A 25164-nucleotide genomic window follows, 5' to 3' on the forward strand; every position below is an offset into this window, starting at 1 on the left:
GTCACTTGCTGACGACTGCGAGGATGTCGCGGGCGCCCAGGATCAGGTAGTCCTGGCCGTCGTACTTGACCTCGGTGCCGCCGTACTTGGAGTAGATGACCTTGTCGCCGACAGCGACGTCCAGCGGGACGCGGTTGCCGTTGTCGTCGATCCGGCCGGGGCCGACGGCGAGGATCTCGCCCTCCTGGGGCTTCTCCTTGGCGGTGTCCGGGATCACCAGGCCGGACTTCGTGGTCTGCTCGGCTTCGAGCGGCGCGACGAGGACGCGGTCCTCGAGCGGCTTGATCGTGACCGACACTTGCTGACCTCCACGGTCGATTTGCTTGTCTGCAGTTCAGGGTGGTCGCGCTCCCCTGCCGTCGCGGGGGTCAGAGGCCGGACCGCTGGCACCCTCGGGTGGAGAGTGCCAACACCGAATCTAGGCCGCGATTAGCACTCGGTCAACTCGAGTGCCAGACTTCTTCTGTCGGCGGAGTCTGTGACCGGCCGAGTACGGAGTGTGGCCAAAGCCTGGTCGCCGTGCGACCGTTTCCTCAGGAGAGCTTCCCACCGGGTCCGAGGAGCGACCATGGCCATCAGCTTCCCGTCTCTGCCCAAGCTGTCCGGGCGCACCATCGCGGTCCTCGCCGCAGTGGGCGCGGTGGCCATCGGAGCGGTCGCCGCCGGCGCCTCGAAGGACCAACCAGCCACCCCGAGTGTCGGAGCTCCCGCCGCAGTGCAGCCGGCTGACCAGGCTCCGGCCGATCAGTCGACCGACTCCACCCGCACATCCAACGAGGCGGAGACCAAGGCCGCCGCCGCACTGCCACAGTGCCGAGGGGCCGTCCTGGTGCCGGTCGACAGCAGCTGGGGCATCCCGATGCCGTCGATCTACGCGAGCAAGAGCACCACCTGCAACCTCATGTACGGCGACGACCCGAACCGAGGCTCCACCGTGTACGGCGACCCCGACACCGCCATCCAGGTCCTGCAGCGCAACCTGAACTTCTGCTACGGCACCCACCTCGCCGTCGACGGCATCTACGGCAGCAACACCCGCGCAGTGGTCAAGACAGTGCAGCGCAAGCACAAGCTCGTGGTGGACGGCATCTACGGCCCCAAGACCCGCTCGGCCATGAACTGGCGCCTCTACTCCTCCGCCACCAACAGCTGGAGCAGGAGCTGCTCGAGCCCGCTCTAAAGTTGCGGGGTGACAGTCACCGCGTTGCTGGACGGGTCGGGCGCCGAGGTGCTCGCGGAGGCCTGTGCGGCGTACCAGCCCGGCAAGGAGCTGCAGCTGGTCGAGAGGCTGCGGCGCCGGTACGACGCGACGCTCGTGACGATCGCGGTCACGCAGGCATCGCTGCGGCACCGGGCCGTCGCCAAGTTCGGAGCGGATGCGGCCCGGATGTACTTCACCCCGGACGGCCTGGAGCAGGCCACCAGGACCACGGTCGGCACACACCGAGCCACACGCATCGCATCGACGTTGCCGGGCAGCAGTATGGTCGACCTCGGCTGTGGAATTGGTGGCGATCTGATCAGCGCGGCCCGCGCCGGTCTGCGGGTGACCGGCGTCGAACGCGATCCGGAGACCGCAGCCACGGCCCGCGCCAACCTGACCGCGCTCGGTCTGCCCGGTGAGGTCATGGTCGGGGATGCCGAGTCCACCGAGCTCACGCCGTACGACGTGGTGTTCGCGGACCCTGCTCGGCGGGCTGATGGCCGGCGCGTGTTCGACCACAATGCCTACTCACCACCATGGACCTTCGTCACCGAGCTCTTGCAGCGCACTGCCTGTGTGAAGGTCGCGCCTGGCATCCCGCACGACGCCGTACCCGAGGGAGTCGAGGCGGAGTGGATCTCTGACGCGGGTGAGGTGAAGGAGGCCGCTCTGTGGTCCGGAGCGCTGTACACCGGCGCACTGCGGCGGGCGACGTTGCTGCCCAGTGGCGTGAGTGTGGCGGATGCGCCGGAGGCTGAGAGCGGTCCGGTCGAGCAGTACATCTATGAGCCGGATGGGGCCGTTGTGCGGGCCGGTCTGGTGACCGCAGTAGCCGCTGCGGTCGACGGGTGGCTGCTGGACCCGCGGATCGCCTATGTCACTGCACCCAAGCTCGTGCCGACACCGCTCGCGTCGGCGTACGAGGTGGTGGAGGAGTTGCCGTACAAGGAGAAGGCGCTGCGGTCCTGGGTCCGCACTCAGGGCATCGGCACGCTCGAGATCAAGAAGCGCGGGGTGGATGTCGACCCAGCCCAGCTCCGGAAGAAGCTCGCCCCGAAGGGTCCAGGGACGGCCACCCTGATCATCACCCGCATCGGCCGCGACGCCGTCGCCTACTCCTGCCGCCGCGTCAAGATCGAGCCCTGAGCCGATCGAGTGCCGCCAGGCCCGGCTGGCATGCTGTGAACTCCTTCCGGCCGGACTTGCGCTTTGAGTGCATTCGAACATATGATCGATCTCGCGAGCGGGTCCCCGGGTGACCTGCCGGTGGGCGAGGTGCTGCGTCTGCTGCCGCACTCCCCGGGGATCCGCCACTAAGACAAGTTGACGTCCGGTCTGAGGAGACGGACGTCGACTGAGCGTCATGCGGGTGCAGCCGGGCGTTCACCTGGGTTCGGCAGGGTAGGTGGGAGGAACCGGTTGGCCGCTGGCCGTTCACCTGGGGAGCAGGCGGCGAAGTCACCCCAGGTCTCCGCCCGCTGCCGTGCTCTTCCCCGCACTGCAGTGCACCTCGAACCGTTCAACCACCGGCAGCCGGAAGCGTGCCACCGCGATCGACCCGACCGCGATCGGCAACAACGCCTTCGCGCCGTACTGCGGGAGTGGCTCTACGCGCGGGCTGTCCGTGCCAAGGGCGGGTGCTGCGGCGCTCAAGGCCGTAGTGGTGAAGTTGGCGACCACGGTGTTCCAGTCAGTCGACCGACGGAGCATCGCGTGGCCTTCCCCGGCGAGCGCATACATCGTGACCGGAGTACCGGCAGCGCGCAGCCGTTCGGCGTACGCGGCGGTCGCGCGAGGGTCGGTGATCGTGTCGTCCGTGCCATGAGCGAACGTCACCGGCGGACGCAGGGTTGTCAGTGGCTCGCCTTCCGGCAGCCATGGAGCCAACGCCAGTACGCCGGCCACCCGCGGATGATTGCCCGCGGCCACAACCGCGCGGCCACCCATCGAGTGACCGATCAGCACAACGCGCCGGATCACCGGCGGCAACTCGTCGAGGACCGCCCGGAGATCCACCGCAGAGTCGGCGGCGGACCCGTTCCACCCGCGATACCGATACCGCAGCAACCCGACCGCCGCGGCGGGGACAGCCGACCGGGCCGCCAGAGCGAACGGCCACATCCGCAGAATCGGCGCCCGCCACAGATGCGGAACCGCGGTCGAATGCTCCTGCCCACCGTGAGCCAGCACCACCAGATCCGTCGCCCCGGCAGGATGCCAGACCAGATCGACAGCAGGACCGGTCATGGACGGCCGTAGATGTCCGCGGGATCCCGCCGGATGCCCATCATCCGGCCGTCGGCGGCGAGCTCGGTGAAACCGTGCCGCCGGTAGAGCTCGTGTGCGTCCTCGGTCCCGAGCATGACGCGACGTACACCCTGCAACTCGGGATGTTCGAGCAGCGTCGCCACCACGAACTTCCCCAGCCCGTGCCCGCGCTGCTCAGGCACCACGAACACATCCGCGATCCACGCGAAGGTCGCCCGGTCCGTCACCGCGCGAGCGAACGCAACCATCTCCCCGTCCGCCGTGAACACCCCGACGTTCAGCGACCCCGCGATCGACCGCGCCACGACCTCCCGCGGAATCCCCGGCGCCCAGTACGACGTACTCAGGAAGCCGTGCACCACATCGACGTCGATCCGGGTCGCGTCGTCGTCCGCCTCGAAACCCTCCGGGTGGGTCCACTTCATTTGTTCAGCACCTCGGTGATCGGCATCGACGAGTCGGCCGACAACCCCAACGGCGACGGCTCCTTCCCGGCCCGGACCAGCTCCGAGCCGAGCGCCGCCACCATCGCGCCGTTGTCGGTGCACAACCCCGGCCGCGGCACCCGTACGGCGATGCCTGCCGCCGAGCAACGCTCTTCGGCCATCGCGCGGAGCCGCGAGTTCGCCGCGACACCGCCACCGATCAACAGATGTTCGAAGCCCCGGTCCTTGCACGCGTCGATCGCTTTGCGGGTCAGTACATCGCAGACCGCCTCCTGGAAGGCCGCGGCGACGTGGTTCACCGGCACATCCTCACCGTCGCGACGTCGCGCCTCGACCCAGCGCGCGACCGCGGTCTTCAAGCCGGAGAAGGAGAAGTCGAACCGGTGCCGCTCGAGGTCGCGCTGCGACGTCAGCCCGCGCGGGAACGTGACGTAGAGCCGGTCGCCACCGTCCCGTGCCGCCTTGTCGACATATGGACCGCCCGGGAACGGCAGCCCCAGCACCCGCGCGACCTTGTCGAAGGCCTCGCCCGCGGCGTCGTCGATGGTGCTCCCCATCGGCAGCACGCCATCGGTGATGTCCTCGACCGCGAGCAACGACGAATGCCCACCGGACACCAGCATCGCGACGCAGCCCTTGGGCAGATCGCCGTGCTCCAAGGTGTCGACGGCGACATGCGCCGCGAGGTGGTTCACGCCGTACAGCGGCTTGTCGAGCGACAGCGCCAGCCCCTTGGCCGCGGCCACGCCGACGAGCAACGCACCGGCGAGGCCGGGCCCGCTGGTGACCGCGACGGCGTCGACGTCGGTCGGTTTGATCCCGGCGGTCTCGCAGGCGCGCCGGATCGTCGGCACCATCGCCTCCAGGTGTGCGCGACTGGCCACTTCCGGTACGACGCCACCGAACCGGGCGTGCTCCTCGACACTGGACGCGATCGCGTCGGCGAGCAGCGTCTGCCCGCGGACGATCCCGACCCCGGTCTCGTCGCACGACGTCTCGATCCCCAGGATCAGGGGCTCGTCCATCACAATTCCTCCCGCCACCGCATGATCACCGCATCCTCGCCACCGGCGTAGTACGCGCGCCGCCGGCTGATCTCCTCGAAACCAAAGCTTTCATAGAGCCCGCCGGCCGATTGATTGCCCGCAGCAACTTCCAGCAACACGGTCCGGCCGGCACAGCGCGCCAGCGCCGCCGTCATCAACTGCCCGCCGATCCCGGTACGCCGTTCTGCCGGGGTCACCGCGATCCGCAGCAACTCGACCACATCCAACGTGACCGGCGGCACCAGGAGTACGACGTACCCGACGGCCGCGCCCTCGTCCGCGACCAGGATCACCCGGTCCTCGGACAGCCGCTCGAACTCGGTCGTCCACGAGACCGTACTCCAGGCCTCCGACCCGAAGCACACCTCGTCCAACGCGACCAGTGCGGGCAGATCGTCCGCGGTCGCCGGTCGAATGGCTGGTCTCACTTCGGCAGCACGCTCTTCGGCCCGGCGGACATCGTCACGTCGGGCCGGCGCAGGTACAGCGGGTCGGGCTCGACCACGTCGAGCGTCCCGGTCGCGACTCCGGTCGCGAGCACCTCGGCCGACGGGTATTCGGCGACATCTACGTCCGTCACACCGAGCGCCTCGGCGTACAGGACCGCACCCCGGCCGATCACCGGCAGACCCGACAGCACGTGCGCCACCTCGGCCGGACGATCCACCGCCGGCCCTTCCAGGCGACGCCGGCTCCCGTCGGCGGCCGGGCCGTCGTACAGGGCCCAGTAGATCTCCTTGCGCCGCGCGTCGGTCGCGACTGCAACCGGCAACGTCAGCGACGACTGCCGCGCGAGGATGTCCAGGCTGCAGACGCCGGCAACCTCGATCCCGAGTACGTCGGCCATGGTCCGGGCAGTCACCAGTCCGACCCGCAATCCGGTGAACGGACCCGGTCCCACACCGACCGCGATCCGGGTCAGATCGCTCGCCGTACAGCCCGCAGTCTCCAGCGCCGCGGCGATCGCCGGTGCGAGCAGCTCGCCGTGCCGCAAGGCGTCGACGGCCGTCGAGGACGCGACGATCTCACCGCTCAGCGGGTCGGCCAGCGCGACGGTGACGGCCGCACTCGAGGTGTCAAAGGCAAGCAACATGTCAGTTCTTCTCCAGTACGGACACCCGGACTCCGGACGCGGCCCAGCGCGGCCCCACCGGGATGATTCGCAGCTCGCGGGTCTCGTCGGTGTCGTCGTCGCCGCGGGTGACCACGATGTCCAGCCGGTCCGCCGCGAGCGACTCGGCCAAGCCGTGGCCCCACTCGACCACCGTGACCGCGTCGTCCAGGCTCGCGTCCAGATCGAGGTCGTCCAGCTCGGCGATCCCACCCAGCCGGTACGCGTCCACGTGCACAAGCGCGGGACCACCTGCGAGCGACGGGTGCACCCGCGAGATCACGAACGTCGGCGACGTGATGTCACCGCGCACCTTCAGTCCCGCACCGAGACCTTGAGTGAATGTCGTCTTGCCCGCACCGAGGTCGCCGGACAGCACGAGTACGTCGCCCGCGCGGAGCCGGCCCGCGAGCTCCTCACCGATCGCCCGCATGTCGTCGGCTGTCGGCACGGTCAGCTCGATCGGCATCGCCTTCGCCAGGATCAGGTTGTGATCCTGCTGCTCGACCAACGAGTACCCGCGGCGCCGCCAGAACTCCACGGTGTCGGGCAGTTCGACCCGTGCGATCAACTGGACCCGATTCAGTCCGCGCTGTACGGCGACCTCCTCGGCGCACCCGACCATCGCGGACGCGACCCCGTGACCCTGGTGGCGCGGGTCGACCGAGACGCGGCGCAGGTTCAGTACGTCGCCGATCTCCTCGAACAGCATCGCGCCGGCCGGGACGCCGTTGCTGCGAACCAGTAGACCGCCGTACTGCGCGATGGCGGCTGCCACTGTGGTCGCGTTCTCGGACAGGGCGGTGGACGGCGGGTCGAGCACGCGCCGGGCGGAGAACGCGTGGTGGATCACCGCAACGATCTGGTCGACGTTGTCGGACGTCGCGTCCATGACGTGCAGGTCGGTCATGTGTGTCCCAAGGATTGTTCGGCTCGCTCGATCATGCCAAGGAGGGCGGCGGTGAACTCATCGTGGTGCTCGATCAGGCCCAGGTGACCGCAGTTCTGCACCTCGACCAGCTCGGCGCCGGGTACCCGCCGGACGATCTCCTCGGCGTGCGCGAACGGCGTCAGGTGGTCGCGGTCGCCACCGATCACCACGCACTCCACCTTCTGCAACGGCTCCAGGGCGTCGAACTTGTCGTGCAGCGCGAAGATCGGGTAGAACTCCGCGATCACCGAGATCGGCGTCGCCGCGATCATCTCGTTGACGAACTCGGTGTACGCCGGCGGCACCTCGGAGCCGAACGAGTACTTCCGGGTCAGCAAGTAGCTGATGTCCGTCCCGGCCTTCCGGCTGCGCTCCACCACATCGGGGATGCGCGCCAGCACCGAGACCGTCGGGGTGGCCAGGGTGCGCAGCATCATCCCGAGCTTGCCCGGCACGATGATCGGGACCTGGTCCAGGCCGCCCGCGCTGGTCGAGCACAGGCCGACCCCGATGACCCGGTCGCCGAACAGCTCCGGATGCTGCTCGGCCAGCGCCATGATCGACATGCCACCCATCGAGTGACCGATCAGGATCACCGGACCGGTCGGCGCGAACTCCTCCATGATCCCGTGCAGGTCGCGGCCGAGCTGCTCGATGCTGACATGCTCCTTCGGCGATCGCCCGGACCGGCCGTGCGAGCGCTGGTCGTAGAACACCAGCGTGCCGAGGCCAGCCAGATCGCGGCGCTCGAAGTGCCAGCAGTCCATGTTCAGGCCGTAGCCGTGCGCGAAGATGACGGTCAGGTCCTCGGGCGGGAGTGGCAACTTCCGCCGTAACCGGCGCTTCGGTTGCGCCGGTCGGCGGGACCACTTCAGCTCGTCGACCTCGACGTACAGCTCGACGCCGTCGTCGGCCGTGAAGACATGTGGGGTACCGCGCATCGATCCGAACGGCTCAGCCTCGAGCTGCGCGCGCTGACTGGACCGGCGGCCGATCACCTGCCGCTCGACGGCGACGCCGGCTGCCGCTCCCGCGGCGAGCACTCCGACCGCGGCCCCGATCAGACCGGCAGTCCGTCCTGCTTTGGACATACCGGTCTACCTTTCGACTGGGGTGGTGGGGTGGGGAAGGTCTTGAGCACTGTCGACGTACCGGCGTGGAATGCGGGCGCCCAGCCGGGTCACGATCTCGTAGTTGATGGTCCCCGCGGCGTCAGCCCAGTCGTCCGCCGTCGGCTCGCCGTCAGTCCCCGGGCCGAACAGCACGACCTCGTCGCCCGCGGCCGCCTCATCGTCCTCGAGGTTGACCATGCACTGATCCATGCAGATCCGGCCGACGATCGTACGGCGATGTCCACCGATCAGAACCGGCGCTCCGTTCGACGCGTGCCGGGGCAGCCCGTCGCCGTAGCCGAGTGGGATCAGTCCGAGCGTCGACGGCCGCGGCGCAGTCCAGGTCAGGCCGTACGAGACGCCCGCACCGGCCGGCACCCGCTTCACCATCGCAAGCCTGGCCTTCAGCGTCATCGCCGGGCGCAGCCCCAGCTCCGCCGACGGCAGCGCATGCCCGAACGGCGACAGCCCGTACGTCGCGACGCCCGGGCGGACCAGATTGAAGTGGGTCTCGGGGAGCGCGAGCGTGGCACCAGAGTTCGCCAGGTGCTTGAACTCGGCGTCGATGCCGAACGACTCGGCGACCTCGATCGCCTCCTGGAAGGTGGCCAGCTGAGCCTCGTTCGCCGGGCTCTTCGGCTCGTCCGAGGACGACAGATGCGACCAGATGCCCCGGACCTCGATCCGGCCCGACTGCTGCTCGCGGACCGCGGCGCGGATCAGTGCGGGCCACTCCTCAGGTACGGCGCCACCGCGGCTCATGCCGGTGTCGATCTTCAGGTGCACCCGGGCCGGCCGATCGGTGACCCCGGCGGCCAGCTCGTCGATCTCCCAGGGCGCTCCGGCGGACAGGTCGATGCCGACGGCGATCGCGTCCGACAGCGGCTCGCCCGGCGTGGTCAGCCAGCAGAAGATCGGACCGGTGTCGCCGGCCTCGCGCAGCGCGAGCGCTTCCTCGAGTACGGCGGCGCCGAGCCAGTCGGCACCGGCCTCGCGAGCAGCGCGCGCGACCGGGATCATCCCGTGCCCGTAGCCGTCGGCCTTGACCACTGTCATCAGCTGCGCGCTATCGGCGCGAGCACGCAGAGTGGCCACGTTGTGGCGGATCGCGGCCAGATCAACGACCGCCTCGGCGCGGACCGGGCGGTGGCCGCTAAGTGACTGGAGGGTAGACATAGCCCTTCCAGTGTCTCAGGCGCCGTCGATCAGGTCGGCAAGGGCGGCCATGTCGTGGAAAACGGCGTCTGCCGCGGACAACTTCGCGGGGTCCGTCATCCCGGCGTACCCGAAGACCTTCATCCCGGCCGCGTTGGCTGCGGCGACGCCGAGCGGGCTGTCCTCGATGACCACGCAGTCGGCCGGTTTCACGCCCTGCTCCTGCGCCGCATGCAGGAACAGATCCGGTGCGGGCTTGCCGTGGGCAACGTCCTCGGCGCTGAAGATCCGGCCCTCGAAACGATCCAGGAAGCCGACCGCCGTAAGCGCCGTACGGATCCGGCGATGCGTGCCTGACGAGGCCAGGCAGTACCTGAGCCCCTCTGCATCGAGGTGGTCGAGGACAGCCTCGACGCCGGCGATCGCCTGGAGTTGCGCGAACCCGTCGAACAGCCGCTGGTGGTACCGATCCTCCAGGTCAGCCGGCAGCGGCCGTCCGAGCTGCGCCTCGGCCTTCTGCCGCATGGACGCCATACTGCCGCCCATGAAGTCACGCACCGTTTCCTCGAAGCTGTAGGGCAACCCGGCCTCGGTGAGCAGCTCGGCCAGGATCGAGTTGGCCAGCCGCTCGGAGTCCACCAGTACGCCGTCGTTGTCGAAGATCACCAGACCGATCACCCCAGCACCCTACGCAATGCGGCCGCCGCGACCCTGGGGGTCGCGGCGGCCGTACCGCAGCATGGTCCGTTCGCGCGAGGGCGGGGTTCGGTACTGCTCAGTTCTCCTGGATGGAGAAGTCGGTGAAGTCGAACCGCTTCTTGGCGTTGCCGGTGGACACGACCTCGATGCCGTAGTCGACCTGCCAGGTCGTCGCCTTCGGCGCCCAGCCCCGGTTGACCATGTCGCTGAAGAAGCTCGCCAGCGGCATCGTGCCGGACTTCTGCGTGACCTGCGACACGTAGGCGGTGTAGCCGCTCTCGTGCCACACGTCGTAGGTGAAGCCACCGAAGTTCACGGTGCCCACCTTGCGGCCGGCCGGGACCTGGCCCTTGTTCTCGGTCCAGATCATCAGCTCGTTGTTCAGGCCGTCGCCGATCCACGCATCGAACGCGACGTTGTAGATGCAGCCGTCGCAGCTGGCCGGGGTCGACGCCGCGAACTTGGCCGACTGGATCTTCGACAACGCGACGTCGTCGTAGTCCTTGTGCACGTTCGGGTACGCCTGAACACCCTTGTCGCCGGGCAGCGGCTGGGTGACCTCGACGTACCAGCTGTTGTAGTTGCAGGCGCCCAGCGTGTAGGTGCCGTTGTCGTTGTTCCACATGTTGTTGTGGACGTAGTACGCGCCGAAGTTCCGTCCGTCACCCTGGTTGTTCGTCGAGGTGGTGAGGAACGACGGCTTGGTGCAGGTGCCCGCCGGCGACGAGGTCGGTGTCGTCGTGCTGGGCGTGGTGGTCGGCGGAGCCGTCGTCGTGGGGGTCGACGTCGGCGGCTTCGTCGGGGTGGTGGTGGTCGTCGGCGTACTTGTCGGCGGCTTGGTCGGGGTCGAAGTGGTGGTCGGCGTCGGCGTGGTCGGCTGGGCCGGAGCCTCGACGAAGTCGTAGTGCGCGGTGTAGGTCAGCTTGGTGCCGGCCCGGTACCGCTGGCCGTCGTAGCGCAGGGCGCGCAACCGGTAGGACTTGTCATCGGTCCGGCTCGGGTCGATCGACAGCATCGCCGGTCCGGAGGCCGTCGCGGTGATCGCGGTCGGCTTCTTGCCGAAGCCGTGCAGCACCGTGCAGCCGGAGTTGGAGTCAAGGACGCAGGTCTCGACGCGTCCGACGCTCGGGAGATCAGTGACCGCGCTGTCCGCGGCGCTGGCAGTGGTCGCAGCGACAGGGGAGTCCTTGGCCGCCTGAACGGCGATCGGCGCGGCAATGAGTGCGCCGATGGCAAGGAACACCGCTGGAATGACCACGCGGCTCCGGGCAGTTCGGATGGGGGGCATGCGAAAAGATCCTTTGGTTGTGTTCGACGGGCCACACTGACTGCCCCAGCGCTCCAGCGTGGCCCTCAACTGTTCGATTGAATCCCCAGAAGGGCCAGGCTGACCCGGCCTTGTCGTGCACAATTTCGCTCTCGTGCGTACGGCGGGCCTGACGTTATCCAACCGTGATGTGAAACGCCAACCCCCACATCACGATTTAACCCAGCGTTAGGGTGCAACGCCGGCCGCGGGACCGGCGTCCATAGGGTTGTGAAGATGCGGATGATCGCAGTGGCCGGCGCCGGTCTGCTGCTCGCCCTGACCGCGTGTGGGAACGAGTCGAGCGCCGGTGGAACGCTCACCGGCAAGTCGTGGCTGTCGACCGCCGTGACCGAGAACGGCGCCCCGAAACAGCTGGCTCAGAACACCCGGGTGCGACTCCAATTCACCGATGACGGACGTTTGATTGCCGACGCGGGCTGCAACTCCATGCAGTCGAAGGTGTCGACCAGTGACGGCACGCTGACGCTGAAGGACGACCTGGTGATGACCGACATGGGCTGCCCGGGCCGGCAGGACCAGGACGGCTGGCTGTCCGGCATCCTGTCCAGCAAGCCGTCCTGGAAGGTCGACGGCGACACCCTCAACGTGACGTCCGGCGGTACGACGATCGCCCTCCAGGACCGCGAGACCGCGGAGCCGGACCTGGCCCTCGACAGCACCAAGTGGACTCTGAACACCGTGATCACCGGCGAGGTCGCCTCCCACCAGGTCGGCTCGGAGAAGGCCTGGATGACGCTGAACGGCGAGCGCGTCACCGGATCGACCGGCTGCAACGACTTCCAGGGCGTGGTGGCGCAGGCTCCCGGCAGGCTGACCTTCGGGGAGCTCGCGACCACCCGCCGCGCTTGTGCCGGTGACGCGGCGAAGCTCGAGTCCAGCCTCCTGAATGGTCTGAAGGGCGAAGTCTCCTACGAGATCGACTCCAACAAACTCGAGCTTCGCAACGCCGTCGGCGGCCTGGACTTCACCGCCGTCCGCTGAGCTTGAGGTCGAAGGCCTGGACCTCGTTCTGCGGCGTCTCGTAGGAGACGAGCAGGCGACCGTCGTTGGCCAGAGTGGCCCGCTGCGCTGCAGTCAGCGGGATCGTCCAGCGCTGGACACCGTCGGTGACGTTCTGCGTCGCCTGCTTCACCAGGTGCCCGCTCATGTCCGGTGACCACGGCGGGATGCCACCGTCGGTGACCGCACACGGTGTCAGGCCGTAGTCGGGTGGCGGGTCCGCAGCGAGTGCGCAACTCGTCGTCCACAACGGGATCGCCCCGAGCTCACCAGTGGTCAGGAACGCACGCGCCGTACCGCTGCCTCGGGAGTTCGTCACCACGTCCACGCTGCTCCCGCGGAGTGCGGCGGACAGGATCTTCAGGTCGGTCGTGGGGACGCGGCCGGAGATCGGTACGCCGTTCCGTGCGGACTGCGCGATGGTCTGCGGTGACAGGGCGCCGTTGAGGTTGGGGTTGGACACGTTGGGCGGCGCCGGCGTGGTCGGGCGATCTGCCGGTGGGGTGTAGCCCGGCAGTGTCGCGAGGCCCCAGCGGTACGGGTCGGACTGGACCGACCCGAGTGCGGACCATCCCAGTCGCGTGCTCATGTCGATGTGCCTGAGCGTCGTCGTACCGGCTGCTGACGTGTCGTCGTTGTCGTACGGCGTGATGTTCAGTCCCATGCGCGACGGGTCTACAGCGGCAGGGAGGTCGGCCAGCGGGATCTTGACCTCGAGGTCGTAGCCGCCACCGGCGTACGCGTGCGGCACGGTCGTCTCGTTGCTGCCGACCCACTGTGCGGTCGACGCGACCTGCACGCCGGGCGCGTTGCCGGTGTCGAGCGAACCGCTGGAGTAGCCCTGGTGGTTGTCGGCGTCGCGCTCCCAGCACGGTCCTCCGCTCTGACTGAACGGGAAGATGCCGAGCTTGAACGTGTTCGCGGTGTCCATCAGCGCCTGCGACGCGTTGCCGCGCGGGTCGAGCAGGATCTCCACCGAGTCTGCCTGCCAGTGACCGACACACTCGGCCGGCGTGACGGCGTACGACTGGTAGTCGTCGCGGACGTGAATGAAGAAGTACAGCGCGTCGTCCGACCAGCTCACCTTCGCCGTACTGCCTTCACCTGTTGGGGAAACGCCGCAGTCGTCGACACCGGTGCAGGTGGACGCACCCTGCCAGATCCGGCCGAGGTCGAGCGTCGGGCCTGGGTACTCGCCCGGGTCCGCCTTGCCGTCGACGACTGGGGTTGCCTGCGGGATCGCGGTGGTCGGGACCAACGTGAGTGTCAACGACTCGCCACCGGCACCACCGGCGTACGTCGTCTTGATCGGGATCGACACGTTCTGCTGGGCGGGCAGCGCGGTGTCGGTGTTGGTGACCTTGAACGTGACTGTGGTGTCAGCACCGGGTTGCACGTCGTACGGTTTCGAGGCCGCGTCGACGGTGAAGTTTGCCGGAAGCTCGAGCGACACCGCGCCGCTCTGCGGTTCGGCGGACCAGTTGTGCACGACGACCGGGAGGTCGATCGTCTGCCCGATGCCCATCGACTGGATCGCCGGGGACCGGCCGAGGCGGTTGGCCTGCGGTGCGGTCGTCGCGAGCCATTCGTCGTACTCCTGCCAGTTGCCCCAGCGCTGGAACCGGCCCTCGGCGGCGGACACGATCCGTACGACGTTGTCCGTGTAGCCGGTCGCCTTCGCGGTGGTGTACGTAGCGGCGACCTTCGCGTTCTGGTCGACCGTCGCGGTGGCGGACGGGGTCACTGTGAAGGTGATGTCGGCGCTGGGCTTTGCGGGCACGGGCTTGGGGCCGTCGGTCGTCCAGCCGGCCGGGACGTTGAGCATGACGTTGCCTTTGGCAAGCTTGCCCTTGGGTGCTTTGAGGTGCACGGTCGCGTGGAACGGTTCGCCGGCGACGTTGTAGAAGCGGTCGAACGTCAGGTACTCCAAGGTGCCAAGAGGGAGTCCGCCTGGATCAGGCTTGGTCGCGCCGAACAGGATCGCGTCGTCCCTGCCCGCTGCGGCGTTGGCGTTCGGCTGGAACGGGACGAACGACTGCGTCATCCCGAACCGTGGGCAGGCCGGGGTTGACGTTCCCTTGAACATCACCCGGCTCTGCGTCGGGTACGCCGCGCGACCCTCGTCGGAGACCTGCTGCCAGATCTTCGGGGTCCCGGCCGGCTGGCCTTGGACGTTCCCGGCCGGCCACTTGTACGGCGAGTCGTACCCGGTCCACACGCCCGCGACGGTGTCCAGGCCGGTCGGCGTGAACCCGGTGGTGCAGTTCGCGGCGGTCGTCGTACCGCCGGTGCCCGCGGTGGCGCCGCCGGAGAAGACCTTCTTCACCTGCCACGTGCTGAGCGCGTTCGGGCCCTTCAGCTGCTCGGGGAACTTGGTCGGGTCGGCGGCTGCGAGCACGCCCTCCCAGATCAGCCGTCCCGCCTGCTGGTGGTTGCCGTGTCCCGCGGCGAGGGTCGGCGTGAACCCGATGTACACCTCGGGCTGCGTCTCCCGGATCACCCGCGTCACCCGGCGCAGCGTCTCCTCCTCGTCCCAGAAGTACTGCGTCAACGGCGCACTCTGGTTGTAGAAGAAGTCGATCCGGTCCAGGTTGAAGATGTCCACGGTGCCCGAGCGGTAGTGCGCGACCCGGTCCTCGTTCTCGCGCCGAAGCCCCAGCTCCGGGCCGAGCTCGGTGCCGGCCGCGTTCCCGCCGCCCTCACCGCGCGTCACCATGATCACGCCACACTTCACGCCGTACTGCTGATGCCACACCCCACACGGCCCGATGATGCTCGTGTCGTCGTCCGGATGGGCCCACTCCCCCATCACGTCGATCTTCGTGTCCCGATCAGCCACATACGCCGTACCCGCCGAGCCTTCGCCGGAGTTCGTGGCCGAGGTGCGCGCCTGGGCTTGGGCCGGCAGCGGCAACGCGGCGATCAGAGCAAGAGCAGCAACCACAACAATTCGCTTCACAAAGCACACTCCAAGGGCGGCGGAGTTCACCAGCAACCCCTTTCCTACCCACAACCAATCCATCCCACGCCGCCTCCGGTGAGCACACCGGGCGTGATCGATCAGCGGCGTGCGTGACGACAGGAGGTATCCGGTGCGTCGTAGTGCACCTGAGCGCAAGGGTGTCTGCGCGTACAGCGTCTCGCGAGTGCACTACCTGTCGATCTGTACATCGTGTGGCCATGGACGATGCGAAAGAGGGGGTCGGGAGCCGACGCGTGTACGCGACGAAGGCGCGCGTAGCGGTGGGGTTGGGGATTACCCCGCGAGGATTTGGCGGGTGGCTTCTGGGAGGGCTGCGGCTACGGAGAGGGCTGTGATGGGGGCGGAGTTGGAGGCGAGGGTGGCTGCGGCGGCGTGGAGGTGGGCTCCTACGGAGGCTGCGTCGAGGGGGGTTAGGCCGCCGGCGAGGAGGGCGCCGCAGAGGCCGGCCAGGACGTCGCCGGCGCCGGCGGTGGCGAGCCAGGGGGTGGCGTTGGTGTTGACGCGCACCTGGCCGTCGGGGGCGGCGATGACGGTGGTCGCGCCCTTGAGCAGGATCGTCACGTCGAAGCGCTCGGCCGCCAGGCGGGCGTGCTCGAGGCGTCGGGCCTCCACCTTCGAGCGTTCGACGCCGAGCATCCGGGCCAGTTCACCGGCGTGCGGAGTCGCGAGTACGCCGATGTGGTCGCCGTCCGCGTCGAGTGCCTTCAGACCGTCCGCGTCGAGGACCACCGGCTCGTCGGCGTCGAGCAGGTCGTGTACACGCGCGACGTCGAAATCGTCGCCGAGGCCGGATCCGATCGCCCACGCCTGGACCCGGCCGTACCCGGCGACCACTTCCGGATGCGCCGACCGGACCTCGACCGCGACGGCATCCGGGCCGACGTACCGGACCATGCCGAGCGGCCCGGCCAACGCGCCGGCGGTGGCGATGACCGCGGCGCCGGGGTACTGAGTGGATCCGGCGATGAGGCCGAGTACGCCGCGGGAGTACTTGTCGGAATCGCCGGTGGGGACGGGGTAGAGCGCGCGGATGTTGGCGGGTTGGAGGACGGAGACGGCGGCGGGTGGGAGGTCGAGGCCGATGTCGACCAGGTGGACCGGGCCGCAGGCGTTGGCGGCGGGGTCGATGAAGTGGCAGATCTTGTGGGTGCCGAAGGTGACGGTCAGGGCGGCGCGGACGTGCGGTTCTGGGGTCTCGCCGGTGTCGACGTCGACGCCTGAGGGGGTGTCGACGGCAACGATCGGTACGCCGTACTCGTCGGCCAGCTCGACCGCGGCGAGCGCGTCGGGGCGGAGACCGGGGCGGCCGCCGATGCCGACGATGCCGTCGATCACTACGTCGGCGTCGGGGATGTCGTCGGTCGAGCCGACGCGTCCACCGGCTGACAGCAGTGCGTCGAGGCCGGCTTGGTGAGCCTTGGATGAGAGCAGTACGGCGGTCACCTGCGCACCGCGACGCGCCAGGCGGACACCGGCGTACAGGGCGTCGCCGCCGTTGTCGCCGGAGCCGATCAGGAGTACGACGCGGGCGCCGTACGTGCGGCCGAGGAAGTTGCTGATGGCAACGGCGAGGCCGATCGCGGCGCGTTGCATCAGGGTGCCCTCGGGGAGGCGCGCCATCAGGTCGGCCTCGGCGGCGCGGACCTGCTCGACTGTGTGTGCGCGGCGCATGGGTCTAGCCCTCCAGTACGACGACTGCTGAGGCGATGCCGGCGTCGTGGCTCAGGGAGAGGTGCAGGCTTTGGACGCCGAGACGGCTGGCCTGGGCGGCGACGGTTCCGCTGATCTCGAGCCAGGGGCGGCCGGTCTCGTCGGTCTGTACTTCGGCGTCGTGCCAGTGCATTCCGGCTGGGGCGCCCAGAGCTTTCGCGAGTGCTTCCTTTGCTGCGAACCGGGCTGCCAGTGATGCGGGCGGTTTCACTGCCTCGGTCGCCGTGAACACACGGTCCCGCAGACCGGGCGTGCGATCCAGCGTCTTCATGAACCGCTCCACGTCGACCACATCAATACCCACGCCGACGATCATGAAGCTCACCCTAGCTGGCGAAGAAAGCACAAGCGCCGCAAGCGGCGCGGTTGTGGGGTGGGGTGCGCAGGCAATCGGGTGCGGAGGGCGGGGTGGGTTAGCTGGGTGGGGGTGCGGTGGATTGGCGGACTCGCATTTCTACGGCTAGGTCCATTCGGAGGGCCGCTGGGGTGATGCCTCGCGACAGGTCCAGGACCAGGCGGGTGGCTAGTTCGGCCATTTGGCGGAGGGGTTGGTGGACTGTGGTGAGGGTGGGGCCAACCCACTGGGCGACCGGGAGGTCGTCGTAGCCGACGACTGAGAGGTCTCGGGGGATGTCGAGGCCGAGTTCGCGCGCGGCCTGGTAGACGCCGAGGGCCTGCATGTCGCTGCCGGCGAAGATCGCGGTCGGCCGGTCCTTCAGACCCAGCAGCACCGTGGCTTCCCGATGCCCGCTCTCGACCCCGAAGTCCCCCGACCGGATCAACGCAGGATCAACCGACACCCCAGCCGACCGGAGCGCGTCCGTGTATCCGTCGACCCGCTGCCGCGAGCAGAGCGTCTCGACCGGCCCGCCGATCATCCCGATCCGCCGGTGCCCGAGCTTCAGCAGATGCATCGTCGCCATCCGCCCGCCGTTCCAGTTGGCCGAACCGATGGACGGTACGTCGTCCCCCTCGTCGCCGACCGGATCGACCACCACGAACGGGATCCGCCGCGCCTCCAACTGCGCCCGTTGATCGGGGTCGAGATCGGAGAACACCATGATCACGCCGAGCGGCCGCCGGCTCAGCACCGACTCGATCCACTCCTGCCGCGGCCGCCGGGACGCGCCGCATTCGGACAGCACCAGCTCGACACCCTCGGCTCGGACCACGCCCTCGACACCGTGAATCAACTCGACCGCCCAGTCGCCACCGATCTGATGAAAGACGAGATCGATCATCGGACTGCTCGCCGTACCACTGGTACGCCGCCGATACCCGTGCTCCTGGATCAGGCTCTCGACCTTGGCCCGGGTCTGGGCGGACACATCGGCGCGACCGTTGAGCACCTTGGAAACAGTGGGCACAGAGACCCCAGCCTGCTCCGCGATCTGCGCAATCGTCACCCGCTCACCCACACCGAGCACGATACAACTCGACCCGAAACTTTCGACCTAGCGGTAGATCGTGCGGCCCTCGGAGTCCGGGATCCCACTCAGTCGGTAGAAGTACGTGTTGACCTGGTCGCGCCACTCGCGCGCGTTCGCGAGCTGTCCCTCGAGACGAGTGGTGATGTTCTCCCGCGTGACGGGCTCGAACCGATCGGCGATCGCCTTCCACCGCGTCAGCATCGCCTCGACCTCGTCGTACCCCCGGAAGTGCGTGTCGTAGATCTGCTGCAGGACCGTCCGCCCGTTCTGCAGCACGTGGTCGTACGGAACGTGATGGAAGAACAGCAGCAACTCATCCGGACACGTGTAGACGCTCTCGTACCGACCAGCCAGCGGCTCCGGATACTGCCCGGTGTACCCCGACCCCGTGGCGACCGTCCGGTCGACACCGACGCCATTGCGGTCCGCAAAGTGGTACGTCCCCCACTTCGAGTACTCGTACCCGTTGACGCTCGGCCCATAATGCGACCCCGGCGCCACCATGAACCCGACACCAAGAGGCGCCGTGTAGCGCTCGTACGTCCGCCACGAATCAGCCATGATCGACACCAGCTCCGACCGAGTCCGATCGTCCATCGCGAACGTCGCCGCCGCCCACTCGTGCAGCAGACTGACCGGATCCGCCGACGGATCCCATGCGAGCCGCCCGTACGCATACAAATTGCTCTGGGCAAGCTTGTGCCCGGTCCAGTTCGCATCGTCACCAACGTTGGACACGGCAACGATTGCCTTGGTGCGCTCAGCAACAGTCGGTCCGCCGTCACCGGTCGTGTCGAACTGCAGGATCTCCCGCCACCACGGACCCAAATAGCACAGGTCCTTCTGCTGTCCGGTGTACTCCTGCGTCACCTGTAACTCCAGCGCGAACCGCGTCTCCTGCAACTCCCCCAGGAGCGGCGACACCGGCTCGCGCGCCTGGAAGTCCAGCGGTCCGTGCTTCACCTGCAGTACGACGTTGTCCTCGAACCGCCCGTCCAGCGGGATGAAATGGTCGTACGCCGCCCGCGCCCGGTCGGTACTGCGATCCCGCCAGTCCTGGTGAGAGTCGTACACGAAACACCGCCAGAACACAGTCCCGCCGTACGGCGCCAGCGTCCGGGCGAACAGGTTCGCACCATCGGCGTGGGTCCGTTCGTAGACGTGCGGTCCCGGCCGGTTCTCCGAGTCCGCCTTGACCACGAACCCACCAAGATCCGGTACGGCGTCGTACACCCGGCTGACCGTGGCCGACCACCACCGGACCACGCGCTCGTCGAGTGGGTCGGCGGTGTCGAGGTCGCTGAGCTCCATCGGCGCCGCGAAGTTCACCGAGAGATACAGCGCGATCCCGTACTCGCGGAACACCGCGGCCAGCCGCGACACGTCCGGCAGGTGGTCGGTGATCAGCCGGGTCTCGGCCGCGTGCACGTTGACGTTGTTGATCGCCACCGCGTTGATGCCGATCGAGGCGAGCAACCGGGCGTAGCCGCGGACCCGGGTGAGATCCGCCACCACCCGGCCGTCGCGGAAGAATATCGATCCACCGGAGTACCCGCGCTCGACCGCGCCCATCCGCGGATGCGGCACCAGGTTGTCCCAGTGGTCCAGCATCCGGATCGCGATGGCCGGCCGTTCGACCACGACGAACTCGCTGGTCATCCACTCGAAGTACCGCAGCACATAGAAGTAGCCGTACAGCAGGCCGCGCCCGGCTTCGGCGGCGACGACGAGATTGTTGCCTCGTCGTGCCACTACGAAGCCCTCGGCCCCTAATCCCTCGCCGGAGAGCGCGGCCTCGACCTCTTGCCACAAAGGCGTCTCACCCACCCGGCCAAGGGTGCACAGGGCAACTTCCACGTCGTTGCGGATCCGCCGCGTCTGCCGAAGCTCGGCGCGGATCGTCTGCGCCAGCGCACCGGACGCATGGATGGTGACCTCGGGCAGCCGCTGGGTGCCGAGCCAGCAGGGGTCAACTGTCATGCCTCGACCACGCTCCCGAGCGACCCCTCACTCATCCCGAAAGTTTCGATGTCACTTCCGGTGCTGGACTGCGAACACACCGTACGGACCGGAACACGGACCGTCAAGAGCCGAGTAAACGGTTTCCCAGCACGCCCGCTGAGGCCTGGTTGAGACGAAGCCCACTCCGGCCCGGTGTGGGTGCACCGTGCGCGGGTGGGAAGAATGGAGCTCATGCTGCAGCCGTCGCGGGAGGTGACTCCCTATACTGAGCTGGACCGGGCCGCCTGGGCGCAACTGGCCGAGACCACCGTGTCCCCGCTCACCGCCGAGGAGATCGAACGGCTGCGCGGTCTCGGCGACGAGATCGACATGGACGAGGTGCGCGAGGTCTACCTCCCGCTGTCCAGGATCTTGTCGCTGTACGTCCGGCACGCCCGTGCGCTGCACGCGGACACCGAGAGTTTCCTCGGCAAGCCGGCCGAGACCCGGACCCCGTTCGTGATCGGCATCGGCGGCTCGGTTGCCGTCGGCAAGTCGACCACCGCCCGGTTGCTGCGCGAACTGCTGGCCCGCTGGCCCGAGCACCCGCGGGTCGCGCTCGTCACCACCGACGGCTTCCTCTGGCCGAACGCGGAGCTCGAGCGCCGGAACCTGATGATGCGCAAGGGCTTCCCGGAGTCGTACGACCGCAAGTCCCTGCTGCGCTTCGTCGTCGAGGTGAAGTCCGGGATGGACACGGTCGAGGCGCCGGTCTACTCCCACCTGCACTACGACCGGATGCCCGGCGTCCGGACCACCGTCGAACAGCCGGACATCCTGCTGCTCGAGGGCCTGAACGTCCTGCAACCCGCGCCGCGGCACGCGGACGGCAAGAGTGGCCTGGCGGTCAGCGACTTCTTCGACTTCTCCGTGTACGTCGACGGCGCCGCCGACGACATCCGCAGCTGGTACGTGCACCGCTTCCTCAAGCTGTGGGAGACGGCCTTCCGCAACCCGGAGTCCTACTTCGTCCGGTACGGCGAGCTGAGCCGCGAGGAGGCGATCAAGAAGGCCGAGTCGCTCTGGGACGGCATCAACGGCCCGAACCTGCGCGAGAACATCCTGCCGACCCGCTCCCGCGCCACCCTCGTCCTCCGCAAGGGCGCGGACCACGCCGTCCGCTGGGTCCGCCTCCGCAAGCTCTAACGACCGTTAGACAGGTGCCGGCCGAGGACGCGGACGGTCTCGGCGGTGGCGACGGCGTCACTACGAGCGTTGCCGTGGCGGCCGTCCGAGCTGTACAGGCTCGGATCGGTCGACAGCGGATGGTCGGTCAGCTGGACGTGAATCGTGCCAAGCTTCTCCGCCAGCGAGGCGGTGCGGTCGGACAGCGTCCGCATCCGTTGCCTCAGCCCCGGCCGCAACCACTCCGCAACTGCGGGGCTGTAAGAGACGTCGAACATGCCGAGCGTCATCACGTCCGCGCCCGAGTCCTGCAGTGCCGTGATCATCAGCGTCAGCTCGCGGTCGACTCGCTCCGGGTCGTACGTCGCCGGGAACGCATCGTTGCCACCGCCAACGACCAGCGCGAGATCCGGACCGAACACCAGCGCCCGCTCCAACTGGGTGCCGAGGATCTCGCGAGTGCGCAGGCCGCTGGCGCCGAGATTGAGATACACCAGCTCGGGACAACTCTGCTGTAGCTCGTGAGCGATCCGGTCCGCCCATTGGAGTTCGCTGTAGCCCTCGACCGGCTCGCACAGCCCTTCGGCGACGCTGTCACCGAGTACGACGAAGCGCCGCCACGGATGACCGACGAGCAGCTCAGCACTCTCGCCGGGCGCAAGGCAATATGGATCGGTCTCCTCGTTCATGTCGCCTCCACCGCCGTCGTCGGTGCATCGAGGACGCGGCCCGGCCCTCGGCGTACGAGTGGGAAGACACTGACAATCAGGCACACGATCCCCGACAGGACCAGCGACGGGATCAACCCGAACCAGCTGACCAGTTCACCGGCCAGCAACGCGCCGAGCGGGAGGCCGGCGAACGACGTGGCCGCGACCACTCCGATCACCCGCGCCTGCAGATCCTTCGGGACGTGTTCGTAGAGAGCGGCGCCGAAGACCGGGTTGATGGCGGCCATCCCGATCCCCGACAGGAACGTCACCGCCATCACCAACAGCAGGTCATCGCTCAGCCCCAGCACCAGTAGTCGCGGGCTGCCGCCGATGAGAGCGCCGAGGGCGAAGGTGAGGTATCGCGGCAGCCTGGTCGCGAGGACGGCGAATCCGATGCTGCCGAGCAGTGCGCCGGCCGAGAACGCGCCCAGCGTCAGACCGAGACCAGCAGCCGTACCGAGCTGCTCCTTCACCCACAATGGGATGAACACCGCCGTACTCGCGCTGCTGAAGACGTTCAACGTGAAGGTGGTGATCAACATCGTCGCGAGCAGCGCATCTCCACGTACGAACGCGAATCCCACGCGGAGCGAGCGGAAGTACTTCTCCCGTACGGCGGACACCGGTGCAGCCGGCGGGTTGACGAATCCGGCGACCAGCAAGCCGCAGACGAGGAAGGTCACGGCATCGATCCACAGCACCGACGCGGCGTCGGTCCAGTAGATCAACAGGCCGGCGAGCGGTGCAGCCAGCAACGTGGCGCCGCGCGCGAAGGCCTCGTGGAGTGAGGTGATCCGGATCAGTTCGACTTCGGCCGCCTCGGCCATCGGCCGGACGAGCAGGTCCTTGGCCCGGTCCGCGGCGCCGCGCAGGCCGCCGGCGATCGCAACCAGGACGAGCAAGGCGGCGAACCCGAGTCCGGTGGTGGCCGCGATCGCCGCCACCGCGACGGCGCTCGCGAGGTTGGCGAGGACCGACGTACGCCGGGCTCCGAGGTTGTCGATCACCGGACCGGCCATGATGCTGGCCACGATGTACGGGATCATCTCGACCGCCGCGACCACGCCCATCTTGGCGGCACTGCCCGTGGTCACCAACACCAGCCACGGGATCGCGACCATCGAGATCCGGCTGCCCACCGCGGACAGCACGTCCGCGGTGAACAACACCACCAACCCACGACGCGGCGTCATCACACCCTCAGTCCCTCCGGGTGCAGTTCCGCGTGGAGCTTGCGGAGGGCAACCTTGTCGACCTTCGCGATGCGGGTCAGGGGAAGTTCGTCGACGAAGTCGATCGTGGCCGGCGTCCACATCTCGTTCAGGGTGGTGGTGACCAGGTCCTGGAGCTCGGAGGCGGTGATCGGCGTACGGGCGACGACGAAGGCGTGGACGGCCTCGCCGACGACAGGATCGGGTACGCCGATGACGGCAGCGGTCCGGACGGCGGGGTGGCTGCCGAGAACGTCCTCGATCGGGCGGCAGAAGATGGCCCAGTTGCGGCGGGTGGTGACGATCATGTCGTGCACGCGATCGACCAGGAACAGATAGCCGTCCTCGTCGACGTACCCGAGGTCGCGCGTCCGCAGCCAGCCGTCGACCCGCGTCTCCGCGGTCAGCTCGGGCTTGCCGAGATACCCGGCGAACGTGAGGTTGCTCCGCACCCACACTTCTCCGGTCTGTCCCGGCGACAACGCCTTGCCGTCGTCATCCCGGATCTCCAGCTCCACATCGCCGTACGCCGTACCTGCCGAAGCCAGCCGCTCGGGATGCAGAGGATCCTCCGTGAGCCCAGGTTGTGCGGTGACGACCACGGCCTCGCTCAGCCCGTACACGATCCGCAGCACAGGTCCGAAGCGCGCGATCCCCTGCCGCAGCCGCGCGGGCGTAGCCGGCCCGGCGCCGACGTTCAGCATGAACAAACTGCTGCAGTCGAAGTCGAGCCCATCAGGATGATCAAGCACCTCGTACAGCATCGGCGGCGTCACGTACGTCGACGTGATCCGCTCGGTCGACACGATCCGGTAGAACTCGTCCGGTGACCAGGTGTCGGTGAGGAACAGCACCCCTCCGGTGAACAGGTTGAAGAAGCTCGTGATCTGCCCACTCGCCAGCCACAGCGGCGATCCCGAGTAGTGCCGCAGCAACGGGAACCCGTTCGCCACAAAGGCATCCGCCAACTCCAGGATCTGCTCGTAGAACGCCTGCGTGTGGTGCACCAGCTTGGGATCCCCCGTCGTACCACTCGTCTGCAGCACCGAGTCCGGCGCAGGCACGAAGGCATCGATCTCGTACGACGCTCCGTCGCCGAACAACTCGGCGATGCGGAACACCGGCATCGGCGGGAGCGACGCCGCGAGCTCACGACCCAGATGCCCCGTGCCATCCGGGTCGTAGACGAACGCATCCGCATCGGCGAGTGTCGCGAACCGGTCGATCTCGCGCCGCGACGTGATCGGCGCGCTCCACAGCACGCGGCAGCCGTGCAGATGCGCAGCCAGTTGGAGGGCCGGGGCCTCGAAGCAGTTCGCCGCCATCACCAGCACCTTGCCGCCCGGCCGGATCCCGGCATCACGCAGCCCCGCCGCGATCCGCAGTACATCGGCGATCAATTCGCCGTACGTCGCCTTCCGGTCGCCGCGAACCAGCGCGAGCCGGTCGGCGAATCGGTGGAACAAGGTGAATACCCGCAGCACATAATTACTGCTGTTTTCGGGCACGGCGAATTCAGGCGGCATTTCGTCTGCTTTCCCTCGACTCCGGCCACCCCCAGCCGTGGCGGCGACTCTACCGGAGCCGCGGACGGCTGCAAAGAGCCTGGAAACCGCGCTGCCGCGGCGGATCCGTCGCTCTCCGGAGTCGTGCGGTCACTCCCTCTGCCAAGTGAAGGAATACCCCTGCG

General features: G+C 68.3%; 23 protein-coding genes. 4 read left to right on the top strand and 19 right to left on the bottom strand.

The window, feature by feature from the left end; translation table 11 throughout:
• Position 1: 1 nt before the first annotated feature.
• Positions 2-298 (bottom strand): co-chaperone GroES, encoded by a 297-nt coding sequence (gene groES / locus E0H73_RS25485; RefSeq protein WP_130384566.1) that lies wholly within the window; start codon positions 296-298, stop codon positions 2-4.
• Between the two features lie 270 nt (positions 299-568).
• Between groES and E0H73_RS25490 the strand changes: the two genes are divergently transcribed.
• Entirely contained in the window at positions 569-1180 is a 612-nt protein-coding gene (locus E0H73_RS25490) for a peptidoglycan-binding domain-containing protein (protein WP_131360837.1), read from the top strand.
• Positions 1181-1189: 9 nt separating this feature from the next.
• Complete coding sequence (locus E0H73_RS25495; RefSeq protein ID WP_131360839.1) at positions 1190-2350, top strand: class I SAM-dependent methyltransferase; 1161 nt, start codon at positions 1190-1192, stop codon at positions 2348-2350.
• Between the two features lie 312 nt (positions 2351-2662).
• Here E0H73_RS25495 and E0H73_RS25500 read toward each other — a convergent pair whose 3' ends face one another.
• From E0H73_RS25500 to E0H73_RS25545, 10 genes are all read right to left on the bottom strand, one after another.
• Complete coding sequence (locus tag E0H73_RS25500; protein ID WP_131360841.1) at positions 2663-3451, bottom strand: alpha/beta fold hydrolase; 789 nt, start codon at positions 3449-3451, stop codon at positions 2663-2665.
• The gene (locus tag E0H73_RS25505; RefSeq protein WP_131360843.1) at positions 3448-3897 is read right to left on the bottom strand and encodes a GNAT family N-acetyltransferase; all 450 of its coding nucleotides are present in this window, start codon (positions 3895-3897) and stop codon (positions 3448-3450) included. The genes E0H73_RS25500 and E0H73_RS25505 overlap by 4 nt, the downstream gene beginning before the upstream one ends.
• Positions 3894-4943 carry a tRNA (adenosine(37)-N6)-threonylcarbamoyltransferase complex transferase subunit TsaD gene (gene tsaD / locus E0H73_RS25510; RefSeq protein WP_202867560.1) on the bottom strand — a complete coding sequence of 350 codons (1050 nt, stop codon included), beginning with the start codon at positions 4941-4943 and terminating at the stop codon, positions 3894-3896. The genes E0H73_RS25505 and tsaD overlap by 4 nt, the downstream gene beginning before the upstream one ends.
• A complete protein-coding gene (locus E0H73_RS25515; RefSeq protein WP_131360847.1) occupies positions 4943-5392 on the bottom strand; it encodes a GNAT family N-acetyltransferase in 450 nt (149 codons plus the stop codon). The genes tsaD and E0H73_RS25515 overlap by 1 nt, the downstream gene beginning before the upstream one ends.
• Entirely contained in the window at positions 5389-6057 is a 669-nt protein-coding gene (tsaB, locus tag E0H73_RS25520; protein ID WP_131360849.1) for a tRNA (adenosine(37)-N6)-threonylcarbamoyltransferase complex dimerization subunit type 1 TsaB, read from the bottom strand. The genes E0H73_RS25515 and tsaB overlap by 4 nt, the downstream gene beginning before the upstream one ends.
• Position 6058: 1 nt before the next feature.
• A complete protein-coding gene (gene tsaE, locus E0H73_RS25525; RefSeq protein WP_131360851.1) occupies positions 6059-6985 on the bottom strand; it encodes a tRNA (adenosine(37)-N6)-threonylcarbamoyltransferase complex ATPase subunit type 1 TsaE in 927 nt (308 codons plus the stop codon).
• Positions 6982-8097 (bottom strand): alpha/beta fold hydrolase, encoded by a 1116-nt coding sequence (locus tag E0H73_RS25530; RefSeq protein ID WP_131360853.1) that lies wholly within the window; start codon positions 8095-8097, stop codon positions 6982-6984. The genes tsaE and E0H73_RS25530 overlap by 4 nt, the downstream gene beginning before the upstream one ends.
• A 6-nt stretch (positions 8098-8103) precedes the next feature.
• Positions 8104-9294: an alanine racemase gene (gene alr / locus E0H73_RS25535; RefSeq protein ID WP_131360855.1), complete on the bottom strand. Its 1191-nt coding sequence runs from the start codon at positions 9292-9294 to the stop codon at positions 8104-8106.
• 15 nt (positions 9295-9309) lie between these two features.
• The gene (locus E0H73_RS25540; protein ID WP_238164243.1) at positions 9310-9951 is read right to left on the bottom strand and encodes an HAD family hydrolase; all 642 of its coding nucleotides are present in this window, start codon (positions 9949-9951) and stop codon (positions 9310-9312) included.
• Between the two features lie 97 nt (positions 9952-10048).
• The gene (locus E0H73_RS25545) at positions 10049-11260 is read right to left on the bottom strand and encodes a GH12 family glycosyl hydrolase domain-containing protein (RefSeq protein WP_131360857.1); all 1212 of its coding nucleotides are present in this window, start codon (positions 11258-11260) and stop codon (positions 10049-10051) included.
• 255 nt (positions 11261-11515) lie between these two features.
• Between E0H73_RS25545 and E0H73_RS25550 the strand changes: the two genes are divergently transcribed.
• Positions 11516-12283 (top strand): META domain-containing protein, encoded by a 768-nt coding sequence (locus E0H73_RS25550; RefSeq protein WP_238164244.1) that lies wholly within the window; start codon positions 11516-11518, stop codon positions 12281-12283.
• On the opposite strand, the gene E0H73_RS25555 is transcribed toward E0H73_RS25550, so the two are convergent.
• The 5 genes from E0H73_RS25555 to E0H73_RS25575 form a co-directional block, all read right to left on the bottom strand.
• Positions 12267-15260 (bottom strand): PIG-L family deacetylase, encoded by a 2994-nt coding sequence (locus E0H73_RS25555; protein ID WP_131360859.1) that lies wholly within the window; start codon positions 15258-15260, stop codon positions 12267-12269. The genes E0H73_RS25550 and E0H73_RS25555 overlap by 17 nt on opposite strands.
• A gap of 297 nt (positions 15261-15557) precedes the next feature.
• Positions 15558-16955 (bottom strand): NAD(P)H-hydrate dehydratase, encoded by a 1398-nt coding sequence (locus tag E0H73_RS25560; RefSeq protein ID WP_131360861.1) that lies wholly within the window; start codon positions 16953-16955, stop codon positions 15558-15560.
• Between the two features lie 4 nt (positions 16956-16959).
• Complete coding sequence (locus E0H73_RS25565) at positions 16960-17310, bottom strand: holo-ACP synthase (protein WP_131360863.1); 351 nt, start codon at positions 17308-17310, stop codon at positions 16960-16962.
• A gap of 97 nt (positions 17311-17407) precedes the next feature.
• Positions 17408-18412, bottom strand: a complete 1005-nt coding sequence (locus E0H73_RS25570) for a LacI family DNA-binding transcriptional regulator (RefSeq protein WP_238164245.1) — start codon at positions 18410-18412, stop codon at positions 17408-17410.
• A 36-nt stretch (positions 18413-18448) separates the two neighbouring features.
• The gene (locus tag E0H73_RS25575; RefSeq protein ID WP_131360869.1) at positions 18449-20404 is read right to left on the bottom strand and encodes an alpha-glucuronidase; all 1956 of its coding nucleotides are present in this window, start codon (positions 20402-20404) and stop codon (positions 18449-18451) included.
• Between the two features lie 213 nt (positions 20405-20617).
• Here E0H73_RS25575 and coaA point away from each other — a divergent pair, with 213 nt between their 5' ends.
• Positions 20618-21571, top strand: a complete 954-nt coding sequence (coaA, locus tag E0H73_RS25580; protein WP_131518963.1) for a type I pantothenate kinase — start codon at positions 20618-20620, stop codon at positions 21569-21571.
• Here the strand turns inward: coaA and E0H73_RS25585 are convergent.
• From E0H73_RS25585 to E0H73_RS25595, 3 genes are read right to left on the bottom strand one after another with little or no spacing between them, the layout of a single operon-like run.
• Positions 21568-22239, bottom strand: coding sequence for an SGNH/GDSL hydrolase family protein (locus E0H73_RS25585; RefSeq protein ID WP_131360873.1), 672 nt, complete (start codon positions 22237-22239; stop codon positions 21568-21570). The two genes, coaA and E0H73_RS25585, sit on opposite strands and share 4 nt — an antisense overlap.
• Positions 22236-23456 carry an MFS transporter gene (locus E0H73_RS25590; RefSeq protein WP_131360875.1) on the bottom strand — a complete coding sequence of 407 codons (1221 nt, stop codon included), beginning with the start codon at positions 23454-23456 and terminating at the stop codon, positions 22236-22238. Before E0H73_RS25590 ends, E0H73_RS25585 begins: the two co-directional genes overlap by 4 nt.
• Positions 23456-25000, bottom strand: a complete 1545-nt coding sequence (locus tag E0H73_RS25595; RefSeq protein WP_131360877.1) for a class I adenylate-forming enzyme family protein — start codon at positions 24998-25000, stop codon at positions 23456-23458. Before E0H73_RS25595 ends, E0H73_RS25590 begins: the two co-directional genes overlap by 1 nt.
• Positions 25001-25164 lie beyond the last annotated feature (164 nt).

Source organism: Kribbella pittospori (assembly GCF_004331465.1).
GTDB lineage: Bacteria > Actinomycetota > Actinomycetes > Propionibacteriales > Kribbellaceae > Kribbella > Kribbella pittospori.